The organism is Rickettsia japonica YH, from assembly GCF_000283595.1.
Classification (GTDB): Bacteria; Pseudomonadota; Alphaproteobacteria; order Rickettsiales; family Rickettsiaceae; genus Rickettsia; species Rickettsia rickettsii.
Genome location: NC_016050.1, coordinates 750,329 through 763,759, shown reverse-complemented (window position 1 = coordinate 763,759; position 13,431 = coordinate 750,329). Strand labels below are relative to the sequence as shown.

Sequence of the window (13,431 nt, the reverse complement as noted above, 5' to 3'; positions counted from 1 at the left end):
TTACATTATTCATTCTTTGCTTCATTTCTACGTTCAGCGATTAATTTATCTACTAAACTTTCTTCCGGTGAAAAATATTTATTAATGATATTACGGGCTTTTTTAAATACAAGTTTTAATAGTAAAGTTGATACTTTATTGCTCATAACTATCCCAGCGTTTAATTAAATTAGTTTCGATATCGAAAAAATCTAAAACTCTAGTAATAGAATGATTCACTATATCATCTATACTTACAGGGTTATTATAAAAAGCCGGCACGGGCGGCGATATAATGCCGCCGTAACTCGCTACTTTTAACATATTTTCTAAATGTCCGATATGCAAAGGAGTTTCACGGGTCATTAAAATAAGTTTCCTTCTGTCTTTAAGTACAACACCTGCCGTTCTACTAATTAAATTATCTTCCATTGAGTGAGCAATACTGGCTAAGGTCTTCATACTACAAGGGGCTATTATCATGCCTGAAGTTTTAAAAGAGCCGCTTGAAATAGTAGCACCTAAATCTTTATCGTCATAATAATCATTAGCCAGTAGCTTAACTTCATCTATAGAATATTGAGTTTCGAGCTTTATAGTAAGAGCTGCTCCCTCTGAAATAACCAAATGAGTTTCGATATTTTGTTGCTTTAGTACTTCAAGCAAACGAATACCGTATATTGCTCCTGAAGCTCCAGAAATTGCTATAACAATTTTTGTTTCTTTATTCATCTAGGTTTCTATAATTTATCAGTTTAGTATATAATAAAAAAAAAATTATAAAATACATTATATATGCGAATAGCAAAAATATTATTACCGGTAGCAAAATTATTTCCGCTAGATTATTTAATACCTGAAGATTTAGAGCTAAACATAGGTGATCTTGTTGTAGTGCCTTTTAGAAATAAGGAATTAACCGGCATAGTATGGGCGCTTGTTTCAAATTCCGAGGCAAAAAAAATAAAAACTATTAGAGCGAAAGTACCGTTAAACTTAAATATTACTTCAGAAGTTTTAGAATTAATTAAATGGATGAGTAGCTACTATATGTCAGAGCTTGGGAGCATAGCCAAGTTAGTATTACCTATAGATATTGCTGAAAAACCGATTAAAGTTAAGGCGCAGAAGGTCAATAATAACTTTGTGCTACCTGATTTGTCAGAGGAGCAGAAACAAGCAGTAACAATTTTAAATGAAAGTAATAAGCCAACACTTGTTAAAGGTGTTACGGGATCAGGTAAAACAGAAATATATTTTCATCTAATAGCAGATTACTTAGCAAAAGGCAAACAAGTGCTTGTTATGTTGCCTGAAATTGCTTTAAGTACACAAATTATTAATCGTTTTATAGAGCGATTCGGTTTTGAGCCTATCATATGGAACTCAAGCGTTACCAAAGCTCACAAGAAAATGATTTTAAGAGGTATATTAAGCGATAAAGTTAAAGTAGTAATTGGGGCTAGAAGTAGTTTGTTTTTACCTTTTAAAAATCTCGGTTTAATAGTTATCGATGAGGAACATGACGATTCCTATAAACAAGATGACGGTATATTATATAATGCTAGGGATACGGCTATCGTAAGAGGTACATTTGATAAAGCACAAATTGTTTTGTGTTCGGCAACACCGTCTATTGAAACGATACATAATATAGAAATGGGTAAATATCAATTGGTTACATTGGTTAATAGATACAAAAATGTCGATTTGCCAAATATAGAAATAATCGATATGACTAAAGAAAAGCTATCTAAGAATTCCTATTTATCCAAGCTTCTTATAGAAGCTATCAAAGGTAATTTAGATAATAAAAAGCAAGTCTTATTATTTCTTAATAGGCGTGGTTATGCTCCGCTCATGCTATGCAAAGCTTGCGGTCACAGATTGACCTGTAAATTTTGCTCTTCTTGGATGGTAGTACATAAAGCGACTAAAAAACTTGAATGTCACCATTGCGGTTATCAAAGTAAAATTTTTAGTTCTTGTCCTGAATGTCTAGAGGATGAAACATTAACTATCTGTGGTCCAGGTATAGAGAGAATAGAGGAAGAAGCAAAAGCACTTTTTCCTGAGAGTAAAATTGCGGTGATAAGTAAAGATCATGCTAAAAGCCCGGAAAAAATAGCACAGCTTCTACATCAAATGGAAAATTTAGAAATTGATATTTTAATAGGCACACAAATAATAACAAAAGGTTATCACTTTCCGAATCTTACTTTAGTTGGAGTAATAGATGCCGATCTTGGAAGCAATAATGCCGATCTTAGAGCATCTGAGCGAACTTTTCAGCTACTACATCAGGTAGGTGGTAGAGCGGGTAGAGGAGATAGTAAAGGTGTAGTATATTTACAAAGCTATTATCCTGATAATACAATTTTTAGTTATGTTAAAGCTGGTGATGAAGATAGTTTTTTTGCAAATGAACTTGAAATAAGAAAATCAGCAGATATGCCGCCATTTTCCAAAACAGCATCGGTAATTTTATCAGGTTCCAGTGAGGCTAAAATTCTAGAAATTGCTAGGGATATGGTCCGAATTGCACCAAAAGCAAACGTGAAAATTTTAGGACCGGCAAGCTCATTAATGTCAAAGCTCGCTGGTAAATATCGTTACCGAATACTTATTATAGCCGATAAGAAATTTAATTTGCAGAAATATTTAAAATTTTGGCTAAGCCTTATAAAAATTCCTTCTTTTTGCCATCTAAAAATAGATATCGATCCTAAAAGTTTTTATTAGCTTCTATATCTTGCTCCTTGATTCTTGACGGTGGAACATTAGATGAATGAGGAGAAGGATTGGTAAGAGATTTTTGTATTTCTGCTATAGCTTTTTTAGTATTTTGAGTAGAATTTTTATAGCATCTTTATAAAAAGCAGCTTTAGCTTTATCTCCGGTAAAAGAATATTTTATAAAATTACCAATATTGTTCCAAATAGGATTATTATCCATTTTTGTAGTTTCTTCACACCATTTACCTACCTCTTTCAGTTTTGCTTCAACTTTAGCTATAGCAGCTGGATTATGTTTATAATCATCATAAATCTGAATAATATTATTTACTTTTTCTTTAAATTCAATGTGTTTTCTATTTTGTTTCAAATAAGCTATTATATCATCATTGTTTACTAATTCTCTAAGATTATCAATTATCTCAGATAGTTTAGGTGGTTCAGGTAATTTATAATGTTGATTGATTTTTTCAAATTTATCTTTGTGTGTATGATTCTTTATTAGATCATCTTCTATAAAAGAAACAAACTCTTTTTGAGGTACTCCTGCTTGTTTTATTAGCCGTCCTAATGATTGTTCATAAGCTTTAATAGTAACATCAAGACGCTTCCCTGCCATAGAACCGCTTAATGCTATATAGCGGCTAAATTCCGGAATCAAAGCATCTTTGGTATCAATAGTATGATCAAAAATTTCTCTATTTTCTCTTTTACGGTTAAATTAGATTGTTTTTTAGGTGTTTCTTCCGGTACTTTTGTTTGTTCCGGAGCCGGTTTTGAAAAAATAATAGGCTTTTGGGTTTCAACTTGCGGAGATGGGGTGTCAACAAATATATCAAGTGCTTGGGAATGTGTAGTTAAGTCAGTCTGTTTTTTATGTGCCTCGTTCTATGCCTTTATTTGCTCAGAAGTGGGTTTTGGAGGAACAGCCGGTTTTGTATTTTTTGGTGGGTTATTTGACATATTTTTTGATTTTTTTCCCACTCTTGTATTCTATCTTTTACTGATGTTGGAATATTATATTGTGCCATATTAAGCCCCTATGTTTATTTACATAATTAAACAGCTTGCTTAAATTTTTTATAAATTGCAAGCAAAATTTCTTTTTGTAATGCAATATTTTTACTATAAGTTAGGTTATATATTTTATATATTAGAATCCAAGTTATTAACTAAAATGAGATATGAATTTTATGTATCCCCATATTAGACTTAGAAGAAATAGAAAAGCTTTTTGGCTTAGAGAGTTAATATCCGAAAGTAATTTATCGGTTAGTGATTTAGTGTTGCCTTTATTTGTTGTTGAAGGACATAATGAAAGGCAAGAAATTAAAACTATGCCTGGTATATATCGTTTATCGATTGATCAAATAGTAGAAACGGCAAAAGAAGCAGCAGAGTTTGGTATTAATGTTATTGCATTATTTCCGAGTATTGATCAAAGTCTAAAAAGTGAAAATGCCGATGAGGCTTATAATTTAGATAATTTAATATGTAGAACTATTAGAAGCATCAAAAACGCTAATATCGATATTGGTATAATATGCGATGTAGCACTTGATCCTTATACTACACATGGTCATGATGGTATTGTGCATCATGGGGAAGTTGATAATGATAGATCAGTAAGAGCTTTGTGTAATCAGGCATTAGTGCTAGCAAAAGCTGGATTAGATATTGTTGCACCTTCCGATATGATGGATGGAAGAATCAGGGCTATAAGGGAATATCTTGACAAAGAGGGATTTATAAATGTTGGAATTCTTGCTTATGCCGCTAAATATGCGTCAAGTTTTTACGGTCCGTTTCGCGATGCTGTTAAGAGTAATAAAAAGAATTATTTAGATAAATCAAGCTATCAAATGGATGTACGTAATATTAAGGAAGCAATGCTTGAGATTGAGCATGATATAGCAGAGGGAGCCGATATAGTAATGGTGAAGCCTGGTATGCCGTTTTTGGATGTTATTCGTGAAGCGGCAAATAATTTTAATGTTAAAATTTTTGCATATCAGGTTAGTGGAGAATATGCAATGTTAAAATTTGCAGCAGAAGCAGGGGCAATTGATTGGGAGAGAGCTTTGATGGAGTCATTAATTAGTTTTAAACGTGCCGGTGCCACAGGTATATTTACCTATGCAGCTCTTGAAGTAGCTGAAATATTAAAGAACAATAAAATTCAGTAGAAAACGGCTTCTGTTCTTGATATAAAATAAATAATATGTTTTATAATTATATCAAAATTATCAATTTGATGTAAATCATTATAAAGAGGCGAAGATGACGCAAAATAAGAAATCAGTATTTAAAGGTTGGAATTTTTTAAAGCCTAAAGGAGGCGGAGCTAATGAGGTAGGAGAGCATGGCGGAGTATATCAAAGCTTAGACGGTAAAATTACGGCGATGATAAAAAAAGAGGCTTCAAGCTCAAAAAATATAGCCGAGTTTTTAGGATCTCAAATTTTTGAAGCTATAAGTCCTGGAAATGGAGCAAAGGTTAATTTAATTGCTCCTGATGATTTTAATAAATCTAAAACCGTTGATTCGCAAATATATGTCAAATCTGAATTTTTTGAGAATTATAGTAGCGATATGTATGTGGACATGGATAAACATATGTCTGCTAAAACTAAACCGAGTTCTTGGTTTAGAAAGGACGGCGGTAGACCACTTTTTATGGGGGCTAGAAATAAATTATTTAGAACCTTAGAAAATGCTTTTAAGGAAATTAAGTATCAGAACTTTGAAAACATTATGCCGGCAAGTTTATTGATCGGCGATTTTGATATACATGTTGGAAATATAGGAGTTATCAGAGATCAAAAAAATCCAAAAACTTTACCTAAATTAGTAAGAATTGATTTTGCTGGTAGTTTTGATAATTTAACAAATAATATATATCCGCATTCAAGAGCCAAACATTTGCCTGGATTCGGTCCCACTAACCATTTTAGAGAATTTCCTTCTAATTTAAGAACAAAAAATCCTAATTTTGCCGATAGCTTACTTGCAGTTTCTAAAATTGATTTAAGCAAAACTATTGATAAAAGTTTTGATGAATTAACTAAATATTATAGTAATGAAGCAATTGCAGAATTTGCAAAACAAGCGATGCCAAAACAATTTAATAATAAACAATCTAAAGAAATAACGCCTGAAGAAATTAAGGCTAGTTTAATAGATACAATGAAAAAAAGGCAAGAATCCTTAAAGGAATATGGCTTAGAAATTAAAGTAAATAGTTTAATTTCTAAAAAAGATAGTTTTCCTTATTACGAAGTGAAAGAGCAAGGATTAAAAACATTAATGAAAGAGTATCCTGATTATTTTGCGAAAATTCTTAATTATGAAGAAAGAAAAAAAGGAGGACAAAAACTTAAATTAAGAAATAAAATTACTACTAATTTTGCAAGAATTTTAGAAATACTTGGTATTAGAGATAGTGCGAAAAAACATTTAATAAAGACAATAAAAAGTTTAAATGAAGATATTAAAGATGAAAGAAATTTAGCTGGTTCTTCTGATAAAATAAAGAAAGAACCAAAACAAAAATTGGTAAAGACAAATATATATGCAAACAGAGAATATGTAGATACTCTAGAAAAATTTAAGAAAGCAGTTGGAACGGATGATATGGTTAGTGTTACTCCAAGTCAATTAGGTCTAGCTAAAAAAGCTAAACAAAAAGACCAAGTAGATGAAGAAAATCTAAAACATATAAAGAATCTAAAAGAAAAGGTTATGAAGCCTACTCAAACTACTGCAGCTAGTGTTGTTAATAAAAAGTCTACACCGGCTAAAACGAGATAATAAATGAACCAAGCAACAAGAAGCCTACAACTAAGTAATTAATCAGTAAAAGCCCATATTGCATCGGCAGCTTAATTATCTCAATCTTTTTAGAAAAATACATGGCTTTTACTACTTTAAGATAATAAAACGCAGCAACTACGCTGGTAAAAATACCACAATAAGCTAATGCGAATTCTTCTTGATTAATTGCTTGGTAAAAAAGGTAATATTTACCGAAAAATCCTGTAAGAGGAGGGATTCCAATCATTGAAAACATAACTATGCTAATTACGGCAGCTATAGTTTTATGATGCTCTGCAATTCCTTGTATAGTTTTAAAACTAGCTTTATCGACGTCTTTACCGAGCAGTATAATTAAGCAAGTAAAAAATCCTATACTCCCTACCGCATATATTAGAATATATAGTAGAGTTGCTTTATATCCTTCTTGATTATGCAGAAGAACGCCGATTAATACATAACCGATATTTAAAATAGTACTATAAGCCATTAATCTTTTTAGAGAAGTTTGACGAATGGCTCCAAAAGCTCCAAACAGCATAGATAATATAGCAATTATCTTTATTAAATTATAATTAATAAGGTAGTAATTACCTATAATTAATTTGCTGATATTTAATAAAACAATAACCATACCTATTTTTGAGGCAGCGGTGAAATAAGTAACTGAAGTAATCGGTGATCCTTCATATACGTCAGGGACCCAAAAATGGAGTGGAACACTTGAGAGTTTAAAGAAAATACTACTTAAAAATAGTACAATACCGATTATTAAACCAAGATTCATTCCGGAATTATCATTTAGTTTATATAAGATATCCTCAAATTGTAGGCTTCCGCCAAATCCGTATATAAAAGAAATACCGAATAATGATAAACAACTAACTAAACTACCTAAGATAAAATATTTTAAAGCACCTTCCGATGATTTCATATCATTTAATTTGAATCCTGCAAGTGCATATGAAGTTAAAGCAGTAAGCTCCATACCGCAGAATAATAATAGAAAATTCCGTGATGAAATTGCAACAAAAATACCTACGACCGATAATAACATTAAAGTAATAAATTCAAACTTTAATTCCTCAGCAACAAGAATAGAGTAATCACGGTATATAATCATGGAGATAATAGTGAATAGTAGCACTATGCTTTTACTAATACCGATATTTATTCCGGTAGCAAATGAGTACCATACTCCTTCATAACTTGAATACTTAAAGGTAAGAAAAATTGATAATATGCATAGTAAAATAATGATATTAGAAATAATTCTATTTTTATTTGGGATCATTACGGCAAAAAACTGCCCTAAAAGTGCTATTAAAGTCAAAGTTATTTCAGGAAGTAGCAGTAGCATATAAAACTAATATTATTTATGGAAATATAGATATTAGTAAATAAATCATTTTTTATCAACAAACTTATATATAATATTGCACTTTAATACTACCTCTAATTAAAATTATTTTCTTCGTAAAATTATATTATACAAAAAAAGCCTAAACATGATGAGATTGTACGTAGTGCATTTGAAAACCCTATAGTTGCTAAAGCCCTCTACAGCTTAGTTCTAATAATCCTGCTTTGTTCTTATTCTTTAGCAGACTTCGTATCCTGTGCAAATATATTATTACCGGCTATTAAAATTCCTATGGCTAATATTTTAGATGTTCATTTCATATTTTTATATTTCATAACTATAAGTGCTAACTTTGTTGAGTGTATAATTTCTTATACATTAATAATTAATAGTTGCAATAAATAAAAAAATAAATTATATTGTCAAGTTTAACATTAGTAATATTTAGTATATTGAAAGAAGTATTAAACGATTCCGGCAACGAAGTCAAAATTGTAGTTATTTGGAGCTTAACTGAAACAGTACGTATAAATCCTAGTTTAGCCCAAGAGACATTAAAAATATTGAATACACTACTTAATAACCCTAGTAATTATATTGAATTCACAATCGCCAAAATCCTAGGTTGGATAATACAAATAAACCCCAATATATCACATGACGCATCTAAAATACTGAAAAATCTATTTAGTAATTCTGACAAATCTGAGTCTGCTTTAAGTTTAGTTGAATTAGGAAAGGTAAAACCGGTAGAAGAAGCATTTAAAGTGTTCAAAGATATACTCAGTGACCCTTATGTTGACAGATATGCCTAAGTATGAAGCTACTTGGAATTTAATTGAAATATTAAAAGTAATGTTAGTTAATAAAGGAGGTCATAAACAATTTCATGAATTATTAAAAATAATTTACTTAACTAAAATTGAAGCATTCCAATTTGATGAAGATTTACACACAAAGGCAAACACCACTCTACACAATAACCGATTACATCACTCAAGAATATGAAAAAAGTAAAAATCCTGAAGTAATAGAATGGTTTATTGTGAGTTTTAACTAATTACCGAACATAAGCGAAACGCAAATCTTTTTAAAAGAAATATGTAAAAGCATATTAAAGAGCGGTGTGATAAATGAGTTAGAGAGTAAGTTTATTTTAAATGGTATAAAGAAATATAATTTTACTTTTACAGTATCGGTTAGTAAAGCACCGGGAATAGAAGGCAAGATAATATTTGAAGATAGAAACTATGAAACATTTACAACCGATAATTCAGCAAGCAAAATAGTAAGTTTAGAGGAGTTTGTAACTAAATTACTTGCAGAAACAGACGATCCGTTAGCAGAATGATATAAAACACATAAACCTATATTCCTAAACAAAGGATTAGCTCTTAAAATAGCAGCAAGTGATATTAATTACGTAAGTAGTATTACAAATTAAAATACCAAATTTTTTACTGAAAAATATCTTTTATCTTATGCAGGTGATAATAAAGATCAGTTCGTAATGTTGTTAGAAAAAAGAAGTATTTTCGGTGATCATCGAATATATAAATTTGGTGAGGATCATTTAAAGAAAATAGCCACGATTTATCCAGCAGAAATTAACACAGAACTAAGAGGGCAACTATTTAACGAATTAGCAGCCCAAGAACAATGTGATTGTTTTATTAAGAATGAAAAGCTTAAGCCTGAAGAAGAAAAACAGATATTTAAACATAGTAGTAAGCTGAAGTTTGCAAGTGAAATAATTCAAGATGCAAAAATAAGGTTGAAAACCAGTAATTTTAAATTACTAGATGCCGGGGCAAATAAAAGATTAGATGCCTATGACATTAAGATAGATAGCCACAATAAAACACTAAAAGCTAGTGGCACAATACAAAAAGCAGAAATCTTTAGAGAAATTGAAAGTTTAGCACAAGCAAGCCCATTATTATACGATTACTGTAATGCATTTTATTGGAATATAAAAATATCATAAATGCTTGCTGTATTGCTGAAACTAAAATATTTAAAAATAATATTAATGAGCAAGAGGGTATAATAAAAATATTAGCAAAAGGTATAGATTTAATAACGCAAAGTTTCTTAGATAGATATATTAACAGATTTGGCTTGCAGTATAGTAGCAGCAAGGCATGAGAGAAAGCATGGAAATAAAGTAATTAGTATAAACGATATTATTCGCAATAAAATTGGAATAGAAGATTTAGACGATAACTTAAAGAAAATAGTTATTATTAAAACACAAGAACGTAGAAACGAAATAATAAATCTTTCAAAAACACCTATATCAAATTCTGATTCTACTAGATTTCGAGCTAATATAAAAGAATTAGGTAATGTAGTTAAAGAATTTGGGCTTTCTAAAGCTATAGAAAGACATAATCAGGACAATATAGCTGTGCAACTAGCTTTAAAGGACTCTATTTTATTTATTGAATCTTTATATACAAACCGTGATGATATTATGTTAAATATTGCTGAATATCATAGAAAGTACTAAAAAACACAAAATTTCCTTTCATATATCCTTTAGTGTTTTATAATGGCATACAAAAATATACTGCTCCTTTAAATTTATGGGAATTATTTGAAAATAGTGAATTAGTAAAAGCTACTTGGATTAATGATTATCAGCTAATTAATGTTCATGAAATTCCTGATGAAAAATTGACAGAAAATACTTGGTCCGGAATTTTATAATTTTTTATGAAGCACATTCATACACGAGATTTGTTAAAGAGATGGTAAGAAATAGCAGACCTTTTACTATATTTGTTGAAGTTAATATAGGGATTGATTATATAGAGTTAATGTTATTCTACATTTTGACCAAACTTGGTCAAAATGATATAATAGAAATAGAAAAAATACTTAAATCACAATTAATATAGCCAAAAATTTAATCACAGCCAGTGTAAAAACTGATTTAATCGCTACCTCAACCGGATTAAAGAAGGAAGAGGTTGAAAAACTTAAATAAATTACTTATACATGTATTTATTATCATTTATATTAGGAGGATTAAATGCACTACTCCGTCAATTACATTTATCAATTCGCTCTATAGAGTTTTATAAAGATGTATATAAAAACTATCAAGGGTACGGAATAAGATATGTATTTACCTTATCTTTTATTCCATCAATAATTTATTGTATTTTTATATTAAATTACATAATAACTTTAAAAGATTATTTTAACGGAATACAATCATCAAAAGTTACAGCCAACATTGAATATATTATCAATCAATTACCGGAAATTAAATATAATAATTCAAACATTTCAGTTGAAGAAGTAGAGCCTATATATTTATATAGCAAGAAAGACAATAAAATAGTCGTCATTGATACAAAAAATCAAGTTTCTAACAAAGAAAAAAGCAAAATACCGTTTGTACTTGAAGAGAATAAGCTGAAGATAAATTTAATTGTAGCCAATACTAAGAAAAATTTTCCAAGTACTGTTAACTATTCTGAGATATTCAAGCAAAATGAAGTCATTTTAACTCCTGAAATAATAAAAAAATATTTTGCCGATCATTTATTATATGCACCAAATTTATTTATTTATTTCGGTATGCCGGCTATTATATTATTTTGGTTTGTAACATTCTTATTAGAGAGAAGTATTATAGTTTTGTTAGTATATAGCTTAGCTAATTTACTTACTACTAAAACTTCAATACAAACTTCTATAAGGCTAGTAATGTTTTCAAGCGGAGTCCCGATAATATTACAACCGGTTATTATTATATTAATACCGGAATTAAGCATATTATTACAGCTACTACAAATGTTTACAACTTGTTTAGTATTTGTCGCTATTTGGCAAATTAACAAGAACCTATCACACTATATATAAGAAAAATCAGTTATCATATAATATGTGATTTTAAATTCTCAATTTACTAAAAAAACAGCCTATTATTAAAAAAATAAAAGTTTTTATTGTTAAAATGAAACCTAAAGTTATTTATTTATAAATTTAGGTAATTTAAATGGGTAAGAAAAAAAAGAAAGTAAGGTTTGCAGAAGAGCTGCAAGTTAAGGAATTTGCACAAGATAAAGAAGCAACAGAAGTAGACCTTATAAGAGGCAGAGTAATTAATATTTATGATAAAGGCGGCTACTTAAAGCCGGATCAATTGGTAATTCATGAACGAGAAGCTATTGGAGTAAAAAATGTTGAAGTCAAGAGCAATCTAAATTTCTTTCAACAAATTTTCGTTGCAGTAGGTCTTATAAAGGACACAAAAACAATCAAAGAAGAATTTACTTATACTACCGGCGATATACAAGGAATATTAAAGGATAACGGTCAATTTATTAATAATTCTGAAGAAATTAGAAAATTTGTTGATAAAAATAGAGATATTCAAATTGCAGATATTGACGGTATCGGTATTGGTCATTTAAATCATCAGGGTAAAATACAAATTAATTCAAAGTTTGGACTAAGTAATGAAAAAATTATTCTTTATAAGGATGGTCAATCAGCTGCTATTGAAAGAAAAGGTCTACTTATAAATCAAGAAGGAGAGCCTTTATACAAAGATAACTTAGTCCAAAAAGATAATAAAGTTTATCTAGTTGGAGATGTCGGAAGAAAGATTGATACACCTTTTAGAGATCCAAAAACTAGAGCTAGAGATAATTGGAATAGATTAATAAAGAAATTTAAGCATGCTTTAATACTGGAACATGAGTTAGGAAAATTAAACGATGCAATATTAGATTCTGTAAGAGTTAAAGTAGTTCATCCAAATCCAAAACTTGCAGAACATCATCTTCAAAAAATAGCTCAAGGTAAACAAATATGGGATAGGCATGAATTTAAAATATTACGTGTGGGACCAGAGGAAAAAAAGCACCAATTATTCTATGATACCTCCTCTCAAAGATTACTTGATGCTAACGATAAAGTAGCTTCTACTATCGGTAAAGAAAGTAAAAGCATGAATAATGTTCAAGCATTTGTAATGGGAGAGGATGGAACAATTTATATGGGTACTCATAAAAATCAATATTTGCCAAATACTAAAAATCTTGTCCACGGTTCATTTTTAAGTGGAAAGCCTGCGGAAGCAGCAGGAGTTATAGGGATAAATGATAGGGGAAAAATTGATTACCTTCGTAATAATAGTGGTCATTATCAACCTGAAGATTTAGATATGTACTGTGCTGTAAAAAAATACAAGAAACTATGCCCGGTGCTTTAGATAAAAATTGTCAAATCGATATTCAAGGGCATCTACAAATACTTGTTACTGATTTTGTAAAAAATATGGAAACCAAAGTAGGTTTCAGAAAAAATGCTAAAACTCATTATGAAAAACTAAGATAGGAAAGAATAGAGAAAATTATCAAACTAATTTAAAAAATATTGCTGCTTCTTCAAAACCTAAAGCTAGAAATAGAACAACAAACAGAGGGCGTGGATAATAAAATAATTAACTATTTATAATTAAATGTCATTCCTGCGAAAGCAGGCATCCAGCTAAATGTCATACTCCGGCATTGTTGCGTG

The 13,431-nt window shown here is 29.9% G+C and carries 17 protein-coding genes and 1 pseudogene; 14 read left to right on the top strand and 4 right to left on the bottom strand.

The genetic code is table 11. The features are described from left to right. Positions 1–5: 5 nt before the first annotated feature. On the bottom strand, positions 6–146 hold the full coding sequence (locus tag RJP_RS09600; RefSeq protein WP_014014449.1) for a hypothetical protein: 141 nt from the start codon (positions 144–146) through the stop codon (positions 6–8). Beyond that, positions 136–711: a UbiX family flavin prenyltransferase gene (locus RJP_RS04160; protein WP_014014448.1), complete on the bottom strand. Its 576-nt coding sequence runs from the start codon at positions 709–711 to the stop codon at positions 136–138. Before RJP_RS04160 ends, RJP_RS09600 begins: the two co-directional genes overlap by 11 nt. Before the next feature lie 63 nt (positions 712–774). Here RJP_RS04160 and RJP_RS04155 point away from each other — a divergent pair, with 63 nt between their 5' ends. After that, positions 775–2,721, top strand: a complete 1,947-nt coding sequence (locus tag RJP_RS04155) for a primosomal protein N' (protein ID WP_014120879.1) — start codon at positions 775–777, stop codon at positions 2,719–2,721. An 84-nt stretch (positions 2,722–2,805) separates the two neighbouring features. Here RJP_RS04155 and RJP_RS10555 read toward each other — a convergent pair whose 3' ends face one another. Then, a complete protein-coding gene (locus RJP_RS10555; RefSeq protein WP_014120878.1) occupies positions 2,806–3,375 on the bottom strand; it encodes a hypothetical protein in 570 nt (189 codons plus the stop codon). Between the two features lie 21 nt (positions 3,376–3,396). On the opposite strand from RJP_RS10555, the gene RJP_RS04145 reads away from it, so the two are divergent. The 3 genes from RJP_RS04145 (at position 3,397) to RJP_RS04135 (ending at position 6,524) form a co-directional block, all read left to right on the top strand. Beyond that, positions 3,397–3,750 carry a hypothetical protein gene (locus tag RJP_RS04145; RefSeq protein ID WP_024704587.1) on the top strand — a complete coding sequence of 118 codons (354 nt, stop codon included), beginning with the start codon at positions 3,397–3,399 and terminating at the stop codon, positions 3,748–3,750. A gap of 157 nt (positions 3,751–3,907) precedes the next feature. Continuing rightward, positions 3,908–4,900, top strand: a complete 993-nt coding sequence (hemB, locus tag RJP_RS04140; protein ID WP_024704586.1) for a porphobilinogen synthase — start codon at positions 3,908–3,910, stop codon at positions 4,898–4,900. Positions 4,901–4,994: 94 nt separating this feature from the next. Beyond that, positions 4,995–6,524 (top strand): hypothetical protein, encoded by a 1,530-nt coding sequence (locus tag RJP_RS04135; protein WP_014120876.1) that lies wholly within the window; start codon positions 4,995–4,997, stop codon positions 6,522–6,524. Here the strand turns inward: RJP_RS04135 and nuoN are convergent. Further along, positions 6,511–7,887 (bottom strand): NADH-quinone oxidoreductase subunit NuoN, encoded by a 1,377-nt coding sequence (nuoN, locus tag RJP_RS04130; protein ID WP_014120875.1) that lies wholly within the window; start codon positions 7,885–7,887, stop codon positions 6,511–6,513. The genes RJP_RS04135 and nuoN overlap by 14 nt on opposite strands. A 422-nt stretch (positions 7,888–8,309) precedes the next feature. On the opposite strand from nuoN, the gene RJP_RS04125 reads away from it, so the two are divergent. The 10 genes and pseudogenes from RJP_RS04125 to RJP_RS11400 all read left to right on the top strand — a co-directional run bounded on the left by RJP_RS04125 (position 8,310) and on the right by RJP_RS11400 (position 13,346). Continuing rightward, a complete protein-coding gene (locus RJP_RS04125) occupies positions 8,310–8,705 on the top strand; it encodes a hypothetical protein (protein WP_231839086.1) in 396 nt (131 codons plus the stop codon). After that, positions 8,698–8,898, top strand: a complete 201-nt coding sequence (locus RJP_RS04120) for a hypothetical protein (RefSeq protein WP_151201693.1) — start codon at positions 8,698–8,700, stop codon at positions 8,896–8,898. Before RJP_RS04125 ends, RJP_RS04120 begins: the two co-directional genes overlap by 8 nt. Before the next feature lie 118 nt (positions 8,899–9,016). Further along, the gene (locus tag RJP_RS04115; protein ID WP_024704484.1) at positions 9,017–9,241 is read left to right on the top strand and encodes a hypothetical protein; all 225 of its coding nucleotides are present in this window, start codon (positions 9,017–9,019) and stop codon (positions 9,239–9,241) included. 159 nt (positions 9,242–9,400) lie between these two features. Beyond that, entirely contained in the window at positions 9,401–9,877 is a 477-nt protein-coding gene (locus RJP_RS04110) for a hypothetical protein (protein WP_024704485.1), read from the top strand. A 129-nt stretch (positions 9,878–10,006) separates the two neighbouring features. Next, complete coding sequence (locus tag RJP_RS04100; protein WP_041405560.1) at positions 10,007–10,402, top strand: hypothetical protein; 396 nt, start codon at positions 10,007–10,009, stop codon at positions 10,400–10,402. A 32-nt stretch (positions 10,403–10,434) separates the two neighbouring features. Then, entirely contained in the window at positions 10,435–10,602 is a 168-nt protein-coding gene (locus RJP_RS04095; protein WP_014120874.1) for an Rpn family recombination-promoting nuclease/putative transposase, read from the top strand. 41 nt (positions 10,603–10,643) lie between these two features. Further along, positions 10,644–10,793, top strand: a complete 150-nt coding sequence (locus tag RJP_RS09465; protein WP_014014441.1) for a hypothetical protein — start codon at positions 10,644–10,646, stop codon at positions 10,791–10,793. A gap of 100 nt (positions 10,794–10,893) precedes the next feature. After that, positions 10,894–11,766: a DUF1189 family protein gene (locus tag RJP_RS04090; protein WP_014120873.1), complete on the top strand. Its 873-nt coding sequence runs from the start codon at positions 10,894–10,896 to the stop codon at positions 11,764–11,766. A 136-nt stretch (positions 11,767–11,902) separates the two neighbouring features. Continuing rightward, positions 11,903–13,123 carry a hypothetical protein gene (locus RJP_RS04085; RefSeq protein WP_225981220.1) on the top strand — a complete coding sequence of 407 codons (1,221 nt, stop codon included), beginning with the start codon at positions 11,903–11,905 and terminating at the stop codon, positions 13,121–13,123. Then, a pseudogene (locus tag RJP_RS11400) lies at positions 13,108–13,346 on the top strand (hypothetical protein). Before RJP_RS04085 ends, RJP_RS11400 begins: the two are co-directional and overlap by 16 nt. The last annotated feature ends 85 nt before the right edge of the window (positions 13,347–13,431 follow it).

Coding starts and splice junctions, on each gene's coding strand:
- RJP_RS04110 (WP_024704485.1), top strand. CDS start 9,401: ATGTTGTTAGAAAAAAGAAGTATTTTCGGTGATCATCGAATATATAAA.
- RJP_RS09600 (WP_014014449.1), bottom strand. CDS start 146: ATGAGCAATAAAGTATCAACTTTACTATTAAAACTTGTATTTAAAAAA.
- RJP_RS04085 (WP_225981220.1), top strand. CDS start 11,903: ATGGGTAAGAAAAAAAAGAAAGTAAGGTTTGCAGAAGAGCTGCAAGTT.
- RJP_RS04145 (WP_024704587.1), top strand. CDS start 3,397: ATGATCAAAAATTTCTCTATTTTCTCTTTTACGGTTAAATTAGATTGT.
- RJP_RS09465 (WP_014014441.1), top strand. CDS start 10,644: ATGGTAAGAAATAGCAGACCTTTTACTATATTTGTTGAAGTTAATATA.
- RJP_RS04155 (WP_014120879.1), top strand. CDS start 775: ATGCGAATAGCAAAAATATTATTACCGGTAGCAAAATTATTTCCGCTA.
- hemB (WP_024704586.1), top strand. CDS start 3,908: ATGTATCCCCATATTAGACTTAGAAGAAATAGAAAAGCTTTTTGGCTT.
- RJP_RS04160 (WP_014014448.1), bottom strand. CDS start 711: ATGAATAAAGAAACAAAAATTGTTATAGCAATTTCTGGAGCTTCAGGA.
- RJP_RS04135 (WP_014120876.1), top strand. CDS start 4,995: ATGACGCAAAATAAGAAATCAGTATTTAAAGGTTGGAATTTTTTAAAG.
- RJP_RS04090 (WP_014120873.1), top strand. CDS start 10,894: ATGTATTTATTATCATTTATATTAGGAGGATTAAATGCACTACTCCGT.
- RJP_RS04120 (WP_151201693.1), top strand. CDS start 8,698: ATGCCTAAGTATGAAGCTACTTGGAATTTAATTGAAATATTAAAAGTA.
- nuoN (WP_014120875.1), bottom strand. CDS start 7,887: ATGCTACTGCTACTTCCTGAAATAACTTTGACTTTAATAGCACTTTTA.